Source organism: Cryobacterium sinapicolor, assembly GCF_004403465.1.
Taxonomy (GTDB): domain Bacteria; phylum Actinomycetota; class Actinomycetes; order Actinomycetales; family Microbacteriaceae; genus Cryobacterium; species Cryobacterium sinapicolor.
Window position 1 is genome coordinate 22,517 of record NZ_SOGQ01000061.1, and the last position, 19,504, is coordinate 42,020.

The following is a 19,504-nucleotide window of genomic DNA, read 5'->3' on the forward strand; positions in this document are numbered from 1 at the left end:
TCTTCTGTGCCCGAAAAACGCGCCGGCATCCGCCGCCGACCAGACGGCACCACAGCTGACAAAGGGAACCCCATCGTGAAGAAGAAACTGCTCGCCGCCCTCGCGGTCGTACCGCTCGCAGCCCTGCTCGCCGGTTGCTCTGGCGCGGCCGCCGACGAGACCGTTAAGATCGGCGTCGTCGGTGCCAGCGACCCCTACTGGGCCGTCTACGAGGAGGCCGCGGCGGATGCCGGCATCACGGTCGACATCGTCGACTTCGCCGAATTCGGGCAGCCGAACCCGGCCCTCTCCGCGGGCGAACTCGACCTGAACCAGTTCCAGCACATCGTCTACCTCGCCGAATACAACGTGGCCAGCAAGGACGACCTGACGCCGGTCGGCGCCACCGCGATCTACCCGCTCGCCCTGTACTCCACCCAGTACGACGACGTCAGTGAGATCAAGAAGGGCGACACCGTCGCGGTGCCGAACGACGCGAGCAACCTGGCCCGCGCGCTGCTCGTGCTGCAGTCCGCGAAGCTGATTACGCTAAGCGACGGCGGCAGCATCTACTCGACCCTCGACGACATCGACACCCAGAAGTCCAAGGTCACCGTGACCGCGCTCGAGGCGTCGCTCACCGCCACATCCCTTCCTGACGTCGCCGCTGCGATCATCAACAACGACTTCGTCGAGAAGGCCGGCCTAAAGGTCGAGGACGCCCTCGCCCAGGACGACCCCACCGACCCCAACGCGTTGCCGTACGTGAACGTTTTCGCGGCCCGCGCCGAGGACAAGGACAACCCCACGTACCAGAAGCTGGTCGAGATCTACCAGACAACGAAGGCCGTTCAGGACGGCGTGCTCGACGTGTCCGCCGGGTCCGCCGTGATGGTGCAGACTCCGGTCGCCGACCTCGAGTCGTCCCTTGCCACGGTCGAGAAGGACACCAAAGCACTGAAGTAGCGCCGCCCGACCTGCGCCGTTCCGGTCGAGAGTGCCCGTTCCGCGGGTCACTCTCGACCGGACCGGCACAGTCATAGCCGGGCACCACGGCGCCGCGGCACCACGCCAGTAAGTCAGTAAGTCAGTAAGGATGTTCCATGTCTGCCCCCAGCCCCGTTGTCGAACTGCGTGACGTGAGCAAGGTGTACCCGCCTACGACCAAGGGCGGGGACGAGGTCGTCGCCATCGACAAGGTCAGCCTCACCATCGACGCCGGCGACGTCTACGGCATCATCGGCTACTCGGGGGCCGGCAAGAGCACCCTGGTGCGGCTCGTGAACGCCCTCGAACGGTCGACGTCGGGCGAGATCCTGATCAATGGCACCGACATCGCCCGCCTGCCCGAGCGCGAGCTGCGCCCGGTTCGGCTGGGCATCGGCATGATCTTCCAGCAATTCAACCTGCTCGGGTCCCGCACCGTCGCGGCGAACGTCGCCTACCCGCTCGAGGTGGCCGGCCAGTCGAAGGAAACGCGTCGGGCCCGGGTCGCCGAGATGCTCGACTTCGTCGGGCTCGGCGACAAGGCTCGTTCCTATCCCGACCAGCTCTCCGGCGGCCAGAAGCAGCGCGTGGGCATCGCGCGCGCCCTGGCCAGCCAGCCAGGGATCCTGCTCGCCGACGAGGCCACCAGCGCGCTCGACCCGGAGACGACCTCCGAGGTGCTCGACCTGCTCGCTCGCGTCAACAAGGAATTCGGGGTCACCATCATCGTGATCACGCACGAAATGGACGTCATCCAGACCCTGGCGACCAAGGTCGCCGTGATGGACCAGGGCCGGGTGATCGAGCGCGGCGACGTGTTCGACGTGTTCTCGAACCCGCAGCAGGCGGCTTCCGCCCGGTTCGTCTCGACCGTGGTCAAGGGCCTCCCTTCTGCGTCGGAACTCGCGGTGCTGCGGCGGCGGCATCCGGGCCGCCTCGTCACGCTGGCGTTCCGCGACACCAGTGTCGACCAGGCCCGGGTGTTCGGCGAGTTCGCCGCCGCCGGCGTCACCTTCGAGGTGGTCTACGGCGGCATCAACGAGATCCAGGGCCGATCCTTCGGGCACCTGACTCTCGCCCTGGCCACGCCGGGGACGACGGATGCCGCGGCCGACGCGGTCATCGACGCCGCCCTCCACCGGGTGCGAACCCTGACGACCGTGACGGAGGTGCGCTGAGATGGACAGCCTGATCGACCTGTTGCCCGAACTCTGGATCGCCGCGGGGGAGACCCTCTACATCGTCGGCCTCACCCTCTTTTTCGGCGGGATCGGCGGCCTGCTGGTCGGCCTCGGCCTGTATCTGACCCGGGCCGGCAGCATCCTCGAGAACCGCGGGGTCTTCGTGGTGCTCAACCTGCTGGTGAACATCGTCCGGCCGATCCCGTTCATCATCTTCCTGGCCGCCGCCCAGCCGCTGGCGCGGGTCGTGGTGGGAACCGGCATCGGAAACGCGGCGATCATCTTCACGATCTCGCTCGCGGCATCCTTCGCCATGGGACGGATCGTGGAGCAGAACTTGCTCACCGTGACGCCGGGCGTGATCGAGGCGGCCCGCAGCGTGGGGGCCGGGCCGATCCGGATCATCTTCACCGTGCTGCTGCCCGAGGCGCTCGGCCCGCTCATCCTCGGCTACACCTTCATCTTCGTGGCGCTCGTGGACATGTCGGCGGTCGCCGGCTACGTCGGCGGCGGCGGCCTCGGAAACTTCGCGCTGCTCTACGGTTACCGACAGTTCAACCCGGTCGTGACCTGGGCCGCCGTGCTCCTGATCATCGTGCTGGTGCAGCTGGTTCAGTTCCTCGGAAACTGGCTGGCCCGGAAGGCCTTCCGCCGCTAGGCCCCCTGAGTGCGGGGTATCTTTCGCGACTTGTTACAGGCGCCGTCATCGCTCGTTTACCTGCGGTTCAGGTGATTTTCCGGGGCCGGACATGCGTGGGCTGGACAGTGCTCGCGGGGTCGGCCCACCCGAGCCGCGTTCACGTCACCGTGCCCCGTCACTGCCTCATCCTTGCCCTGGGAGTCACCGTGTCGTCGAGCCCGAGTATCGTCTTTTCCGCTTTCAGATCTACCGCCGACCCCCGATTGCACGGCTGGGTGGCCTTCCGGGAAAGCGTTCAGAACCTTCCCGCCCCCGTCCGGGCGGTAGAGGTGCGCGACGGGCACCGCGCCGGCCCTGCGCTCACGGGACTGCCGGGGCACTCCGGAATCTGGCGACTGCTCGCCTCGAACAGTCGCGAGCTCGGCCGCAGCTCCTCCGTCTACGGAACGTTCTCCACTGCGCGGGCCCACGTTCTCGAACTCAAGGGCCAGTGCGACTCGATGGTCACCACGGTTGTCACGGGTCCCCGAGCAGGCACGCACGGCTGGGTGATCAGCGTCGGGGGTGTTGTCGTGATGACTGCAGGTCGCTGGTACGGCGCGGCGTCGGCCAGTCGCGAGGCCTCGGCTGGGACCATCGAGGCTTTCCACACTGCGATCGTCGCCGCGGATGCCCGTCACGCGACGGAGTCCGGGCAGCGCGGCAACCGGGTGCTCTCCGACGAGGAACGGGCCCTGGCTTGGTGACCGTAGTCACGCCCCGCGGGATGCCCATACTGGCCACGGTTGCCGGCCTCGCCGTGCTGGGGTGGTTGATCTTCGGTTGGCTGGTACCCGGTTTCCGGCCACCAGAGGGCGAGCGGGCCGGTGTCGCGCCGTCCGCGGCGGTGGTCATCACTCTCGAGCCGCCGGGCGCTGCCGCATCGCTGCCGGCCGGCGAACCGGCATCCGTTGCCGTCGCGGTGAAGCCCCCGCCGCCGCTCGTCGGCAATGCGACGCTCGCCGACCCGGCCTGGGCCGCCCGCGCCGCCCAGACGTCCGATATACCGGTGCGTGCCCTGCTCGGCTATGCGGGGGCGTCCCTGGCTCTAGCGGCCGAGCAGCCGAACTGCCGCCTCGGCTGGACTACCCTGGCAGCCCTCGGCAACATCGAATCCGGGCACGGCACCCACAACGGTTCGGGGCTCGGAGCCGATGGCGCCGCCCGCCCGGGCATTTTCGGCCCCGCACTCGACGGCAATGCCTTCGACGCGATGGGCGACACCGACCGTGGGGCCTGGGACGGCAGCACCGAAGGGGACCGTGCGGTCGGGCCACTGCAGTTCATCCCCGCAACCTGGCAGCGGTGGGGTGCCGATGGCAACGGCGACGGCGTCGACGACCCGCAACAAATCGACGATGCCGCCCTCGCTGCCGGCCGTTACCTCTGCCACTATGGCGAGCTGTCCCGGCCCGATCGCTGGCGCGCCGCCGTGTTCGCCTACAACCACGTCGATTCCTACGTGAACGCGGTCGCCGCGACGGCCGATTCCTACGCCGATCTGGCAGGTTGAGGAGTTTCGTGACGGACAAGACCCCGGCTGGAGACGGCCTGATCTCCGGCAGGTACCGGCTCGGCGATCTTCTCGGTACCGGTGGGTCGGCATCCGTTTTCGCCGCCGTCGACACCGCCACGTTTTCGGACGGTGACGTCGGCGCCCACCGGGCGGTCGCACTCAAGATCCTGCACCCGCACCTGTCGCGGTCCGACCACTCCCGGCGGGCGTTCCTTGCCGAGGCCACGGCGGCGGCCGGCCTGCGGCACCCGAACATCGCACAGGTGCTCGGCATCGGCGTGCACGACACGGGAGAGGAACCGCAGGCCTGGATTGCCCTCGAACTCGTGCCCGGCATCACCCTCGCGGAGCACATCGAGCGGAACGGTGCCCTCGAGCCGGGCCAGGCGCTCACCATCGCCTCGGCCGTGCTGCGAGCGCTCGAGGCCTCACATGCTCGTGGACTGATCCACCGGGACGTGTCCCCGGCGAACATCATGGTCGACACCGACGACGGGGGAGGATTCTTGATCGGGGATGTTCGGTTGCTCGATTTCGGTCTGGCGGATGCCGCCGGCAGGCCGGTCCTCGGAACCGACGTCCTGCGCAGCGCACCCGCGCCGCAGGCCCGGGAGGATCAAAAGGCTCCGGGTCTGTCAATCGAACCCGTCGCCCCGGGCGTCCTGGGCAGTGTGTACTACATGTCGCCGGAGCAGGCCCGCGGCGGCGCCGTCGACGAACGAGGCGACCTCTACCAGCTCGGTGGCGTACTTCACTTCGTGCTCACCGGGAAGCCGCCGTTCTCGCGAGATTCGGCTGCTGCCGTGATGCGGGCTCACGTGCTGGCACCCCCGCCGGTGCCCTCGGTCCTGCGTTTCGGTATTCCTCGCGCCGTCGACCGGATCGTAGTGAAAGCGCTGATGAAAGATCCCGCGAGCCGATTCCAGTCTGCCGCCGAGATGGCGGCCGGTATCGGAATTCTGATAGCCTCCGGCGTCGTCGGCCCGGCCGGGCGGGGCCGAGCGGCGGGAGATGAGCGCACCCGGGTATTCGGGCAGACCGCCGCACCGGCATCCGACGAACCGGGATCCGTCGCACCGGGATCCGAGGCCCCGGCCGGCGACTCACCGGGACCCGACTGGGCGCGCAGCGGCCGTACCCGGAGCGGCAGCGGGCTCTGGCTTCTGGCCCTGCTGGTCGTCGGGGGCATCTCCGTCGGCTGGGTCGTGGCCACGGGCGGGTCCGAGCCGGCGTCGATCGCCGTCGCGAGCAGTCTCCCGACGGCGCCGCCGACGCCGAGCCCGGTGCCTGCGACCGACGGCATTTCAACGGATATCCTGATTCAGAGAGTCCGGATGCCCGAGCTCACCTCCTTGACCCTCGCTGCGGCCCGAGCAGCGCTCGCCGCGGCCGGACTGGAGGTCGGCGCCGTCGAGACGCAGGCCTCGGCCCTGCCGGGCGACACCGTCCTGGCGAGCCTCCCGGCCGAGGGGACCCGCATCGATCCAGGCCGCACGGTCGACCTCGTCATCGCCTCCGGATCGAACGCGATCCCGACGGTGCGGGGACTCACCCAGGCCGCGGCTGCTGTCGCCTTCGAGGAGGCCGGTTTCGTCGTGCTGACTGAGTCCCGTGCGGACTCTACGGTGCCGCCGGGCACGGTGCTCGCAAGCCTTCCAGCGGCACAAATGGTGTGGCGTCTGGGGACAACCGTTACATTGATCGTGGCGAGCGCGGCCTTTCCTGTGCCTGAGGTACCTCCGACTCCCGCCCCGACGTCCACATCGCAGACGCCGACGCACGCGCCGACGAACGCCCCGGACCCGGGCGCGACCCCGTCGCCCGCGGGCGCGTCAGCCTCCCGCTGAGCCGACTCCGCGGCGGCAGCGATCACGCCCGGTCAACTCTCCACTCCGCGTCCATCCCTAGCTGGACAAATCGACGCTCAGTGTTAACCCAGCGCCCCAAACATATGTCTCGGACGTGCTACCACCGCGTTCGTTCCGCTCCCCACACCCGAATGTGCAAGGACACCCATGTCGTTTTCGACCCTCTTCGACGCGCCTGCGGTCGAGCCGCCAACGATCGACCCGGCGAACCCGGACTCGTCCCCGCGCCGCTCCCTGGCAGCACGTCCTTCGGTCTCGGATTCGGTGTTCCGTTCGGTGGCCTTCCTTGCCGGCTGCATCACCGTGGCGATCATGCTCGCCGTGGGCGTGTTCCTGTCGTTGCGGGCCTCGGAGGCCCTCGGGGTCGCCGGCTTCAGCTTCCTGGTCGAGCAGGACTGGTCACCGGAGTCGCAGAAATTCGGTATCGCATCCGTCCTGTTCGGCACCATCACGATCGCGGTGATCGCGATGTGCGTCGCCGTGCCGCTCGCCCTCGGCACGGCCCTGCTCATCTCCGAGGTCGCCCAGGGCCGGATGCGCTCTACGCTCGTCACGCTCGTCGACCTGATGGCCGCCGTGCCAAGTGTGGTCTTCGGCCTCTGGGGTGTCTTCTTCCTGCAGGCCAACGTGATCCCGGTCGCCACCTGGATCTCCACCTACTTCGGCTGGATCCCGTTCTTCCGGGTCGAGGACATCACCGGCCAGACCCTGACCGAGGCGAGCGCCTTCACCTCCTCGGCGTTCATCGCCGGCATCGTGGTGGGCCTCATGGTGGTGCCCACCCAGACCTCGGTGATGCGCGAGGCCTTCTCCCAGGCTCCGATCGGCGAACGCGAGGCCGCGTTCGCCCTCGGGTCGACGCGGTGGGGCATGATCCGTGCGGTCGTGCTGCCCTTCGGTCGCGGCGGCATCATCGGCGGCACCATGCTCGGCCTCGGCCGAGCCCTCGGTGAGACCATCGCCGTCTACATGATCATTTCCCCGATCTTCACAATCAACTGGGAGGTGCTGAAGACGGGCACCAACTCCGTCTCCGCACTCATCGCCCTCCGCTACGGCGAGTCCAGCTCGTTCGGCCTCTCCGCGCTGATGGCAGCCGGGCTTGTCCTGTTCCTGATCACCCTCGTGATCAACTTCACGGCCTCGTCGATCGTGGCACGGTCCCGATCCGGGGCAGAGAGCGACTGATGACGATCCTCCTCGAACCCACCGGAACGGTCATCCCCGAACTGACACCGACGGCCCCGGCGCACACCACGACGATCCCGTCCCCCGGGGGCACCCCGATCGGCCCGCGCCGCCGGGTGCGCGGCGCCCGCCTCGACGACCGGTTCAATCTGCTCGGCGCCGCCTCTGCAGGCATCGCCGTCGCTGTGCTGCTGTTCGGTTGGTTCAGCCCGCTCTCCGGCGGCGTCGGCTGGCTGCTCGTGGCCTTCATCGCCTTCATCGGCTTCTACGCCCTGCTGGTGAGCTTCGCCAGCGACTGGCAGGAGGTCAAGGACCGGGTGATGGGGGTGTTGCTCGCCAGCGCCGGGGTGCTGCTGTTCGGAGCCCTGGTCTTCGTGGTGGCGTTTACGCTGGTGCGCGGCCAGGAGGCCCTGCCGCACCTGAACTTCTTCACGCAGAGCATGGAGCTCGCCGGCCCGCTGGACGGCCTCGAGGTCGGCGGAATCGTGCACGCGATCCTGGGCACGCTGATGCAGATCTCGATGGCCCTCGCCATCACGATTCCGCTCGGAATCCTGACGGCGCTCTTCCTCAACGAGGTCGGCGGCAAGTTCGCCCGCTTCGTGCGCACGATTTCGGATGCGATGACGGCCCTGCCCTCCATCGTCGCTGGACTCTTCGTCTATTCCGCGATCATCGTGTTGATCACCCATCAGCGCTCGGGCTTCGCCGCGGCGATGGCCATCACCGTCATGATGCTGCCCATCGTCATCCGGGCCTCCGACATTGTGCTGCGGCTTGTGCCCGGCAACCTGCGCGAGGCTGCCTACGCCCTCGGGTCGACCCGGTGGCGCACGGTGTGGCACGTCGTTCTGCCGACGGCCCGGCCCGGTCTGGCCACGGCCGTGATCCTCGGCACGGCTCGCGGAATCGGCGAGACCAGTCCGGTGCTGCTCACATCCGGGGTGACCGCCGTCGTCAACTGGAACCCGTTCGAGGGTCCGATGATCTCCCTTCCGCTGCAGGTCTTCGACTTCGTCAAATCCCCCGAGCCGAACATGATCGCCCGCGGCTTCGGCTCCGCTGCCGTGTTGATCCTGCTGGTGCTCGCACTCTTCGTGATCGCCCGTCTGATCGGGGGTAAGGGTCCCGGCCAGCTGGGCCGCCGGCAGCAGGAGCGGGTCATTGCGGCATCCGCTCTCGACCTTCAGCGCATCACCCTTCAGGGCGACCGCCGAGTCCTGCTCGACGCCTCGGCCGCGCAGGACGACCACCGGCCACAGCCATCGGCTTCTACGCCATCAGCTCCACCGTCAGACCCCAACCCGAAGGAGACGTCCTCGTGACGCGCCAGCCCCGGCGGATTCGTGCAATCCGCGCCCTGTTCGCCCTCACCGTCGTGCTGGTCAGCGTGCTCGGCACCGTGCCTGCCCAGGCCGTGAGCTACGACCCGATCACCGGCACCGGCTCGACCTGGTCGCAGAACGCCCTCGACCAGTGGCGCAAGAACGTGGCCTCGAACTATGGCATGACCGTCAACTATTCGGGCGTCGGCTCGTCGGCCGGCCGGCGTGACTTCGTCGCCGGCAACGTCGACTTCGCCGTCAGCGAGATCCCGTTCCAGACCCGGCCGGAGGACAACTCGGCCCCCGAGGTGCCGTCCCGCGGCTACGCATACATGCCGATTGTGGCCGGCGGCTCCTCGTTCATGTACAACCTCAAGATCGGCGGGGTGCGGGTCTCCAACCTGCGCCTCAGCGGTGCGGTGATCACCAAGATCTTCACGGGCGTCATCACCAAGTGGAACGACCCGGCGATCCAGACCGACAACCCCGGCCTGGCGATGCCCGACAAGGGCATCGTGCCGGTCGTTCGCTCCGACGGCTCCGGGTCGACCGCCCAGTTCACCCTCTGGATGTCTAAGCAGCACCCTGACCTGTGGAGTGCCTTCTGCGCCAAGGCCGGCCGCACCTCCTGCGGTCTCACCTCCCAGTACCCGACTTACGGCAACGCCAAGGCACAGAGCGGTTCCTCCGGCGTGGCCGGTTATGTGAGCCAGGACTACGGCGAAGGCGCGATCACCTACGTCGAGTACTCCTACGCCCTCGAAGCCGGATTCCCGGTGGCCAAGGTGCTCAATGCGGCCGGCTATTACGTGGAACCCACCGCCGACTCGGTCGCGGTGGCCTTGCTCCAGGCGCAGATCAAGACGGATGTCCCCGTCACCAGCCCCGACTACCTCACCCAGATCCTCGACGGCGTCTACAACAACGCCGACGCGCGCAGCTACCCGTTGTCGAGCTACTCCTACATGATCGTGCCGACCGCGGTCGGCGGCGTCTTCACGGAGAAGAAGGGCCTCACCCTGGGGGCCTTCGCAAACTACATGCTCTGCGAGGGGCAGCAGCAGGCGGAGGCTCTCGGGTACTCGCCGCTGCCGATGAACCTCGTGCTGGCCGGGTTCGACCAGATCAAGCGGGTGCCCGGTGCGGATGTCTCCGGCGTGGACATCAACAAGTGCAACAACCCGACGTTCAAGCCCGGCGATTCGCCCTCGAGCAACCAGTTGGCCGTGACGGCCGCGCAGCCCGCCGAGTGTGACAAAGTCGGCACCAGCCAGTGCACGACCGGCACTGCCGGCGCGCCGGCCGATACTCCGACCTCCGGTACGGGCACCGGCGGCGCCGCCGCGGGCGGCGCGGGCGGGACGGCAGCGGTGGATGCAGCCGCGGCGGCGGCCGGGCCCGCGGATGCTGTGGCTGCCGTCTACGACGAGAACGGCGCCCTGGTCTCTGGCGGCCCCGCCGGAGGCGCCGGGTCCGGTCTCGTGGGCACTGCCGTGGCGTCGCCGTTCACCCTGGCCGACACCGGTTGGGGCGTCCAACAGTCCATCATGCTCGTCGCTGGAATCCTCCTCATCGGGGCGGCCGTGCTGCCGCCGGTGCTCTGGCGGCGGCTGAAACCCCTCGCCGCGAAAGTAGGACTGAAATGACGCGCCGGTTTTTTAGCACCGATTCGATCTGGGCGCGGGCAGGTGCCAGCGGAATCGTCGTCGGGTTGGTCGTGGGGATCGGGGTGTCCGTGCTTGGCGCGTTCGCGCCGTCGCCGGCGTCCGCCGACACCTCGAGCGGGGTCACGGTCGCGTCCAAGGATTACGACCTCGACATTACGACTGCGCCGTTCCCGGATCTCAAGGTGACTGTCTCGCAGACCAGGAATCTGGTCTCCCAAGGGATCGTGGTCAGCTGGACCGGGGGAAAGGAGTCGACGAAGCCGATCTCGGGCTCGATCGGTGGAGAGAATTTCTTGCAGATCGCGCAGTGCTGGGGAGAAGACCCTGCCCATCCAGGCCACCCTGACCGAACGACCTGCCAGTACGGTGCCTCCCGCTCCGAGGGAACGACTCGAAACTCTTCCGGGGAGGATGCGGACGTTGCTTCGCAAGACGCCGAGTACACCGTGCCTCGAAGGGGTGTCTTCACCCCGGCATACACGTCGATTCCGTTCAAGGGAGTCGACGGAACTCTGATCACTGACATTGTGAAGAACGCGTCGGGCGCCACCACACGCACGCCTGAGATCGATGTGAACACCAACCAGTTCTTCACCCAGCTCACAACGAATGAGACCAAGTGGGCAGGGTCCGGACCTGCAGGAACGGGGTCCGTGCCGTTCGAGATCCAAACGGCCATGCAGTCGCCTGGCCTGGGTTGCGGTTCACCGAACACTCTGGTTACTCCGGTTGTCGGGCAGTCCTGCTGGCTGGTGGTCATTCCTCGTGGCACGGGCGACTCAGGATCATCGACAATCACCCAATCGGGACTGCTCTGGGACTCGTGGCAGCACCACGTAGCCATCAAGCTCGATTTTGAGCCCATCGGGATACGGTGTGCGATCGGGGCCGCGGAACGACAGCTGTCCGGCAGCGAATTGGTGAGCGGGGCCATCTCGTCCTGGCAGCCCAAGTTGTGCACCGGCCCGACAGGGTCGGCTTTCGTCCTGAGCACCGGGAATGAGGCGGAGGCCGTCACCGGTGCGTCTCGGACGGAACCGAGCCCGCTCGCATTCACTTCACGGCCGCTTGAGACCGACGAACAGGATCCGCTCCAGTACGCCCCGGTTGCCATCGCAGGCCTCGCAGTCTCATTCGCAATCGATCGCAAGGTTTCGCCGGTCGGCGTGGTCCCTGACGAGTTCAGGGCGAGTAATGGGTTACCTTTCGGCTCTCTCAACCTCACGCCGCGACTCATCGCGAAATTGCTCACCCAGTCGTACTTCGAGGCGCTTCCGCCTGGAGACAGATCTCATGTTGGATTCGTCAGCTTCGACAGCCCGGGAAAAAATGCTCGCACCCTCGTGCAGGATCCGGACTTCCTCGACGTCAACGATGAGGAGTGGGCCTACCAACTCATGGTGTCACCGTCATTGGGAGACCTGTTGCTGCCGTCGGGACGTTCCGATCTCGCAGTCCAATTATGGCGCTATGTCCTGTCGGACGCCGATGCGCGGGCCTTTCTGGATGGACAGGCAGACCCTTGGGGGATGGTCGTCAACCCGTGGTATTCAACAAATGCGTCGGTGAACCCGACCGGAACAGGCCTCGCCGTGCCGCGCGAGTCACTCCCCAAGGCTGATCCGATTGAGAAACCTGATACGACGGTGACCGATCCGGCGAACGGCACAGGTGCCGTCAATCTCGTCACCTGGCGGCCCTATACGGCGGATTTCGAAAGCGGCGCCTACCAGACGTTGCGAGGTGACGGCCTCCTGCTGGGAACCTGGGACAAATTCTCGACCCCTCCGAAATACGGCAAGACAGCGCGAGAACTCATCGGCAGTCGAGGAGTTCTGGCCCTCACCACGACTCCTGCGGCGAATCGCTACCAGGCCATAACCGCGTCGTTGCGTAATCCAGCCGGCAAGTTCGTGGCACCGAACGAAACAAGCCTTCTCGCCGCCGCCGCCGCCATGACGCCGGCTGGAACGCAGTCTCGGGTGCTCGAGTTCGATCCCGCCGGCCCGACCGCCGCTGCGGCTCCGACCGCATACGCCCTGACAATGCCCGTCTACGCCGCCATCAATCCACTCCAAACCGACTCGACGCAGCGCGCCGTCTATGCCAACCTGATCCGGTTTGCAGTCCAAGACGGGCAGACCCCCGGCACCGACGTCGGTCAGTTGCCGCCGGGATACGCGCCGCTGCCGCCGAGTTGGGTTGACCAAGCGCTGGCAGCGGCCGCTGCGATAGAAAGCGGGATCAGCCCTCGTGCGCAAACCATCCCAGCACCCTCCACGTCGAAACTGACTCCACCATCCGCCCCCGCCTCGAGGGTTCAGTCGTACGCAAAGCCGACATCGCCCGAACCGGGTTCGGCACCGACAGCGACTGGCACGCCAGCGGACCCTCTGGCCACCGGGATTTCTGCTGCCCCGCTCCTGGGCAGGCCGACTCCGGCAGATCCAGATGTGGGCCCGCTGGCGGCCGCCGTCCCCGCCGGACTGCTGTCAGGTCTCTTAGCGGCCGGGATGGTTCCCCTTTACTCGCGCGCCAGACGCAAGGCCTGACGCGCTACGGCTTGGCGAGGTTTCGGGGGCACTCCGGGACCGCGCCGGGAAAGTCGAGTCCACCTGGGCTCGCCTCTTGTGCAGTACACCGAAAGGCATCACATGATCTCGAAAAAGGCAATTGCGATCTGCGCAATCGTCGGTGTTTCCGTTTCCGGCATCGTCATGGCGGCGCCGGCGAACGCTGAACCTGTGTCCAACAGCTACGCAATCGTGGGTTCAGATACGCTCCAGGACGTCGTGAACGCGGCCGTCAACGGCACGACGGTCAGCGGTTCGAACGTCCGGTCGCTGGCCAATGGGACGGCAGTCGGCTCCTTCGACGCGACGGGCGGAGTGCTGATCCAGACCAAGCCTGCTGGCGCTCGTTTCGGGCGTCCCAACGGCTCGGGCGACGGGGTCAAGGCACTTAGCCGGTCGCTTGATGGTGCCGCTTACACGTCCGCGACACCCGGATCGCCCGCAGCGATCATCACCGGTCAGGTCGACATCGCGCGAAGCTCCTCTGGCCCGGGCAGCTCCGCGAACACGAACGGGCTGCTCGCCTACGTGCCGTTCGGTCGCGACGCGCTCACGTACGCCCACAGCGGCACAAACACGGGATTCGACAACCTCGACCTTGCCACGCTGACCGGCATCTTCAACTGCTCCATCACAGCCGTCAATGGCGTTTCGGTGACGGCTGTCATTCCTCAGGCTGGTTCCGGGACGCGTGAGTCTTGGCTGTCCAAGCTCTCCCTGACGAGCGCGTACTCGACTGCCAACCCCAGCTGTGTCAAGGTCGGTCAGGAACACGACACCATAGCCCTTGCCGATGGCTCACCCTTCCCGGACAACGCGATCACTGCGATGTCCGCCGCCCAGTGGGTCGCCCAGAACACCGGCGCCGGCATCAACCGGATCGGAACGGCAACCAACAGGGTCGGGATGCTCAACCCGGCCAAGGTCGGCACGCCCATCGCCGGCACGAACGCCGTGACCGGAGCCGGTGCCGCAATGACTCCAAACTCGGCCTTCTACAGCAACGCCACCTGGGGAAGGGACACCTATCTCGTCGTCGAGTACGCGCGCATTGAGGCGGGTAACCCGAAGTTCGACGCCACCCTGGCGAACCTGCTCGACCCGAGCAAGGCCAGCAGCCTTACCAACACCGGCACATTCGCCTCCACCACGGGAGCAGCGAAGAAGAAGTTCGGCTTCCTCGCCCCGAGCAGCACCACCCCCCTCCGCTCGAACCTGCGCTAATTCCGCTTCGTCGCATCTCAATCGGTCCTTCACGTCACCCTAAACGCGTCAAGAAAAGGATTAACTCATGAAGCTCAACACGAAGACCCGCACTCTCGCGGTCGGGGCGCTGTCCATCGCCCTGCTGGCTGGCACGGGAGTGGCCGCGGCCTCCGCCGTGGTCCAGACCAACGGATCGGCTGGGGCTGTCTACATGTACGACGCCGCAGACGGAAGCGCCCTGGACGCTCCCGGATACTCCTACGGGTGGGACGACCAGGTCGTCGGCTCGCCCGATGGGGTAGACCCGATGGTCGACTTTTCCTGCCCCGCGGGCACCACGAACGTCTACACCTTCGCCACCACACCGGGAACGGAGCTCGGGGGAACGAACGGCTGGAAGGCATTCTCGCCCAATTCCCTGACCGCAACGGGTGGGGTTCTTCTGCCGAACACCACTCCGTCCGGCCAGATCAACGGGACAGGTCCTGCGATCAAGGCTGCCGGAGGCACCTACTCGCTCGGGTTCGCCTGCACCATTAATAACGGTGTGACTACTGTGGCCGCGTATTACCGTACCGCGACCATCACCGCGGGGACGGGTGCGTACACGCTCAGTCGCAATGACACCACCGTCGTTGTCCCGCCCGTCGTACCTGGACCGCAGAACGGCACCGTCGCTCTCGCTCCCACCACGACTGGCGCCGTCAACGGCGTGCTCGCGCTGACGGTCCCGGCCGGCGCCGCGGCGTCGTTCGGCACCCCGTCACTCGTGAACAACAAGTCGACCACGACCGGCACCCTCGGCAACATCACGGTCAACGATGGCCGGGTACTCACGCGCGAAGGCTGGAACCTCAGCGCGACCGTCGCGGACTTCAAGAACAGTACGGATGCGACGAACATCATCAGCAAGTCCCAGCTCGGCGTCGCCCCGAAGCTGGTCGTTGCCGGCACGTCCGCGACCGGCGTCACCGCCGCCGCGGTCCAGGTGGCCGGTGCGGCATCCGGGACGTACAACTTTGCCTCCGGCTCGGCAGCGAACACGGTCGGCGACAGCGTTCTCAACGCAGACCTGACCTTCGTCGCTCCTCAGGACAAGGCCGCCGGCACCTACACCTCGACGATGACCCTCACGGTCGTCTCGAAGTAGGAGCAGGCACCAGCTGAACAACGGGGGAGGAACGGCGTTCGCGCCGGTCCTCCCCTTCCTCTCACACTGATTTCCGCCAACGCAGCATCCGCAGAAAGACCGCAGAAATGAGTACGCCGATCGTGACCCTCAGCACCATCGCCCCCCGACTCCTGTCCGTCACCGCCGGCGTGTTGGTCACCCTGGGATTGACCGTCAGCCTCGGCGTCTCAGGGGCCTCCGGCGCCTGGGCGGCCGACGCCGACGGCATCGCCGGCGCACCCTCCGCCGGCGGCGGCGTCGACCAGTCCCGGTCCCGGTTCAGCTACCAAGTCGAACCCGGCCAGACGCTCCAGGACGAATACCTGGTCGAGAACACCGGCACCACCGTGCAGGCCGTCACCGTCTACGCCACCGACGCCTTCAACGCCGACGACGGCAGCTTCGCGCTCCTCGAGGGAGCCGCGACCCCCGCGGACGCCGGAACCTGGATCGCTTTCGACAACGGCACCAACAGGATCCAGGTCACGCTCGACCCCGGCACCCGGCAGGTGCTGCCGTTCACCGTGACGGTCCCGGCCGATGCCACGCCCGGGGACCACGCCGGCGGCGTCATCGTCTCGGCCCTCTCCCCGGCCGGACAGGTCACCGTCGACCGGCGCGTCGGCATCCGCCTGTACGTGCGCGTCAAGGGCCCGCTGCAGCCCGGCCTGACGATCAGCAGCATCGAATCGTCCTACCAGCCGAGTGTCAACCCGTTCTCGGGCGAGACCACCCTGAAAATGAGCCTGACCAACAACGGGAACGTGTCGCTCAGTGCCGACACCGTCTCGCAGGTGCGCGGCTTGTTCGGGATTCCGCTCTCCGGGCTGGTCGATCAGGAGATCTCCGAGATGCTGCCCGGCAGCTCCCGCACGGTCAGCATCGTGATTCCCGGCGTGGGCGCCTGGGTCTATCTGAACCCGCACGTGTCGCTGGCCGCGACCGTCGACGAGGACGCCCTCGCCGCGGGAGTGCTGCCGACCGGCGCGCGCAACAGCGACCTCTTCGTGGTGCCGTGGGCGTTTCTCCTTCTGGTGCTGGTCGGGGGAGGGACCTGGCTGATCGTGCGGTTCAGCCGCAAGCGCGACGCTACGATGGCCGCCGCCTGGATCGAATACACGGAGGCCGAGGCGCGCCGCAAGGCGCGGGAAGAAGCCCCGGCCGAGTTTGCCTCTCGTTAGCTTTCCCGTCAGATCATCGAAACCTTGGACGTGCTAACTAAACCGGTGCTTACCTCCCCTGCCGTGCGCCGGCTTCCGATCGTGGCTCTCATCGCTCTCCTCGCGATGACGGGCATGGTCGGTGTCGCCCTGGGTGCTGCTGCCCCCAGTGCCGTCGCCCGAAGCGCGACTGCTCCCAGTGCCACGTCGGCGACGGATGATCCGCGCGGCGTCGATCTGTCCGTCACGGTGCTCGGACCGACCGGATCCTCGTCACCGGCGGCGCCGGCGGGGCCCGGCGCCACGCCCCGCGCGACGGCGCCGCAGCCGGCGAAACCAGCCTCGGTGCGCGGAGTCACCCAAACGACTGCAGCAGGGTCGGCCGCGGGGACCCACGCACTCGGAATCGACCCCACGGCGGTGGGCGGCGTCCTCTATGTCAGCGGCGTCACCGCGTTGCCGAAGCCGGACTTCGGCCCCGGCGGGGGCGACATCGTGCTGGCCTTCACCCTGAAGAATGTCACGACCACCCCGGTCACGTCGAGTCTCAAATTCTGGATCACGAACGCTGTCGGCATGCAGTTGGCCGCAGTCGACGCCGTCGAGGTCGCCGACCTTTCACCAGGGGAGACCCGCACGGTCACGGCCACCCTGCCCGACGTCGGCCAGTGGACTTTGTTCACCGGTCACGTCACCTTGACGCCACCGACCGAGGTTCTCGGAACGGCGCTGGGACCGGTGTCCCGGGAGTCCCTCGTCGTCATCCCGCCCTACTTCCTCCTGCTTGTGTTCACCGCCGCCGGCGCATTGACTCTGGGCTTGCGGAAGCTGCCCGTCGTGCGTCGTGCTCGTAACCCTGCAATCGGCGAGGGGATGGCGTCGTGACCATCGCAAAGCCGACGCGCCGGTTCAGGGCACCCGGTACGGTCCGCCCGCCCGGCCGTCCCGGCCGTGCGGAATCCAGTCGGCGGTCCGGACCGCCGCGGCCTCCGACGGAGCCCGGAGCACCCAAACCGCCGAAAATCCCCAGGCCGCCCCGACGGATGCCGATGCCCCCGCGACCGCCGGTCGACCTCAGCCCGCGTGATCAGGCCATCCGTTCGACCCTGACGATCCTGGCCGTGCTGATCCTCGGTCTGCTGGCCAACATCACGGTGCTCGGTCAGCTGCAACACGTCGTCAGCCAGCAACGGCTCACCAACACGTTCCGGTACGAACTCGCCGAGGGAACCGCTCCGGTCAGCGAGGGCACAGTCGACAAGGTCCTGCTCACGGCGGGCACACCCGTCGCACTGATCGACATTCCGTCCATCGATGTGCACGAGATCGTGGTCGAGGGCACCGACTCAGGCACCCTGCGGGCGGGGCCGGGCCACCGCCGCGACAGTGTTCTCCCGGGGCAGGCCGGGTACAGCGTCATCATGGGCCGGGCCGCAGCCTTCGGTGGACCGTTCAGCCGACTCCAGGAGTTGCGCCCCGGGCAGGAATTCACCGTCATTACCGGCCAGGGCGAACACACCTACTCCGTGCTCGGCGTTCGCTATGCCGGCGATCCGACGCCGCCCGCGCTCGGAGCCGGCAAGAGCCGCCTGGTGCTCGCGACCGCTCGCGGCCCGGCCTTCGTGCCCACCGGCGTCGCCAGAGTGGATGCGGAACTCGTCTCGGAGACGAAGCCCGCCGGTGCACGCCAGACCACCTATCTGACCCTGCCGCTTGCCGACAAGGAACTGGCCACGGACACATCGACCGTGTGGGCGCTCGTCTTCGCGCTGCAGTTCCTGCTCGTGATCGAGCTCGCCGCTGTCTGGGCATTCCGGCGGGTCGGCCCCCGCAAGACCTGGACCGTGTTCCTTCCCGTGGTCACGGTTGGTGGGGTCTTCGTGGCCGACCAGCTCGTGCGCCTGCTCCCGAATCTGCTCTAGCAACCCGAAACGAGTGGTTATGAACGAGAACGTGCACGACGACGAGTTGACGCAGGTGCTTCCGGCTGTGCCGCTCTTTACCGCAACGACGCCACCCCCTCGGTCGGGGCAGCGCGACCGGAAGCTGCGCCTGCCTGCCCGGTCGGTGTCGAACCGGCGCGGCCGTTTGGGCGCATCGGGCTCGCCGTGGGCACAACGCCCGGCTGGCCCGGATCTGGTCATCGACGCGCCCTCGCATCAACCGAGCGCGCGCGCACCTCTCGCCACGCTCGAGGGCCGCAACGTTTCGGCCTGGTTCGGCGAGCGTCAGGTTCTCGACCGGGTCAACCTCGTGATGCCCGCGGGCGTCATCACCTCGCTGATCGGGCCGTCGGGTTGCGGGAAGTCGACGTTCCTGCGCATCCTGAACCGGATGCACGAGCTCGTTCCCTCGGCGAGCCTCGCCGGCCAGGTATTGCTCGAGGGCGAAGACATCTACGACCCGGAACGCAAGCTCGTCGACGCTCGCAAACACATCGGGATGGTCTTCCAGAAGCCCAATCCCTTCCCCGCCATGTCGATCTACGACAACGTGATCGCGGGCCTCACTCTCACCGGCAAGCGTGCGTCGAACGACGAGAAGGACTACCTCGTCGAGAGCTGCCTGACCAAGGCAGGCCTGTGGAAGGAGGTCCGGGACCGTCTGCGCGCCCCGGGTGGCGGGCTGTCCGGCGGCCAGCAGCAGCGACTGTGCATCGCCCGATCCCTGGCGGTGACTCCACGCATCCTGCTGATGGACGAACCGTGCTCGGCCCTTGACCCCACATCGACGCGGGTGATCGAGGAGACCATGCTCGAACTCGCCCGAGAGGTGACCATCGTGATCGTGACCCACAACATGCAGCAGGCGCAGCGCGTCTCGCAGAACTGCGCCTTCTTCCTCGCAGCGCAGGGTGCGCCCGGCGGGATCGTGGAACACGGCCCGACTGACGCCATGTTCGGCAACCCGATCGACCTGCGCACGGCGGACTACGTCAACGGCCGGTTCGGGTAGCGGTCTGCGGTCCCGGCCATCTCTGCGCCGGCCGGGAAGGGGGGTGCGT

The 19,504-nt window shown here is 67.4% G+C and carries 16 protein-coding genes; all 16 read left to right on the plus strand.

Annotated elements, in window-relative coordinates:
* The first annotated feature begins 75 nt into the window (after nucleotides 1-75).
* Nucleotides 76-945 (plus strand): MetQ/NlpA family ABC transporter substrate-binding protein, encoded by an 870-nt coding sequence (locus E3T28_RS12000; protein ID WP_134431463.1) that lies wholly within the window; start codon nucleotides 76-78, stop codon nucleotides 943-945.
* A gap of 137 nt (nucleotides 946-1,082) precedes the next feature.
* The gene (locus E3T28_RS12005; protein WP_134431465.1) at nucleotides 1,083-2,144 is read left to right on the plus strand and encodes a methionine ABC transporter ATP-binding protein; all 1,062 of its coding nucleotides are present in this window, start codon (nucleotides 1,083-1,085) and stop codon (nucleotides 2,142-2,144) included.
* A 1-nt stretch (nucleotide 2,145) separates the two neighbouring features.
* Nucleotides 2,146-2,805 (plus strand): methionine ABC transporter permease, encoded by a 660-nt coding sequence (locus E3T28_RS12010; RefSeq protein WP_134393839.1) that lies wholly within the window; start codon nucleotides 2,146-2,148, stop codon nucleotides 2,803-2,805.
* Between the two features lie 95 nt (nucleotides 2,806-2,900).
* Nucleotides 2,901-3,533 (plus strand): hypothetical protein, encoded by a 633-nt coding sequence (locus E3T28_RS16910; RefSeq protein WP_166787018.1) that lies wholly within the window; start codon nucleotides 2,901-2,903, stop codon nucleotides 3,531-3,533.
* Complete coding sequence (locus E3T28_RS16915) at nucleotides 3,530-4,339, plus strand: lytic transglycosylase domain-containing protein (RefSeq protein WP_241979319.1); 810 nt, start codon at nucleotides 3,530-3,532, stop codon at nucleotides 4,337-4,339. Before E3T28_RS16910 ends, E3T28_RS16915 begins: the two co-directional genes overlap by 4 nt.
* 8 nt (nucleotides 4,340-4,347) lie before the next feature.
* Complete coding sequence (locus E3T28_RS12020; protein WP_166787020.1) at nucleotides 4,348-6,189, plus strand: protein kinase domain-containing protein; 1,842 nt, start codon at nucleotides 4,348-4,350, stop codon at nucleotides 6,187-6,189.
* A 168-nt stretch (nucleotides 6,190-6,357) separates the two neighbouring features.
* The gene (pstC, locus tag E3T28_RS12025; protein ID WP_134431472.1) at nucleotides 6,358-7,398 is read left to right on the plus strand and encodes a phosphate ABC transporter permease subunit PstC; all 1,041 of its coding nucleotides are present in this window, start codon (nucleotides 6,358-6,360) and stop codon (nucleotides 7,396-7,398) included.
* Nucleotides 7,398-8,723 (plus strand): phosphate ABC transporter permease PstA, encoded by a 1,326-nt coding sequence (gene pstA / locus E3T28_RS12030; protein ID WP_134431475.1) that lies wholly within the window; start codon nucleotides 7,398-7,400, stop codon nucleotides 8,721-8,723. Before pstC ends, pstA begins: the two co-directional genes overlap by 1 nt.
* Nucleotides 8,720-10,369, plus strand: a complete 1,650-nt coding sequence (gene pstS, locus E3T28_RS12035) for a phosphate ABC transporter substrate-binding protein PstS (RefSeq protein WP_241979314.1) — start codon at nucleotides 8,720-8,722, stop codon at nucleotides 10,367-10,369. Before pstA ends, pstS begins: the two co-directional genes overlap by 4 nt.
* Nucleotides 10,366-12,942 carry a hypothetical protein gene (locus E3T28_RS12040; protein ID WP_134431478.1) on the plus strand — a complete coding sequence of 859 codons (2,577 nt, stop codon included), beginning with the start codon at nucleotides 10,366-10,368 and terminating at the stop codon, nucleotides 12,940-12,942. The genes pstS and E3T28_RS12040 overlap by 4 nt, the downstream gene beginning before the upstream one ends.
* A 102-nt stretch (nucleotides 12,943-13,044) precedes the next feature.
* The gene (locus E3T28_RS12045) at nucleotides 13,045-14,187 is read left to right on the plus strand and encodes a hypothetical protein (RefSeq protein ID WP_134431481.1); all 1,143 of its coding nucleotides are present in this window, start codon (nucleotides 13,045-13,047) and stop codon (nucleotides 14,185-14,187) included.
* Between the two features lie 67 nt (nucleotides 14,188-14,254).
* Nucleotides 14,255-15,319, plus strand: a complete 1,065-nt coding sequence (locus E3T28_RS12050; RefSeq protein ID WP_134431484.1) for a hypothetical protein — start codon at nucleotides 14,255-14,257, stop codon at nucleotides 15,317-15,319.
* 107 nt (nucleotides 15,320-15,426) lie between these two features.
* The gene (locus tag E3T28_RS12055) at nucleotides 15,427-16,521 is read left to right on the plus strand and encodes a WxL protein peptidoglycan domain-containing protein (protein WP_134431487.1); all 1,095 of its coding nucleotides are present in this window, start codon (nucleotides 15,427-15,429) and stop codon (nucleotides 16,519-16,521) included.
* Nucleotides 16,522-16,566: 45 nt separating this feature from the next.
* Complete coding sequence (locus E3T28_RS12060; RefSeq protein WP_134431490.1) at nucleotides 16,567-17,385, plus strand: hypothetical protein; 819 nt, start codon at nucleotides 16,567-16,569, stop codon at nucleotides 17,383-17,385.
* A gap of 164 nt (nucleotides 17,386-17,549) precedes the next feature.
* Nucleotides 17,550-18,422, plus strand: coding sequence for a sortase (locus tag E3T28_RS12065; RefSeq protein ID WP_134431493.1), 873 nt, complete (start codon nucleotides 17,550-17,552; stop codon nucleotides 18,420-18,422).
* Nucleotides 18,423-18,642: 220 nt separating this feature from the next.
* On the plus strand, nucleotides 18,643-19,455 hold the full coding sequence (locus E3T28_RS12070) for a phosphate ABC transporter ATP-binding protein (RefSeq protein WP_198417197.1): 813 nt from the start codon (nucleotides 18,643-18,645) through the stop codon (nucleotides 19,453-19,455).
* Nucleotides 19,456-19,504 lie beyond the last annotated feature (49 nt).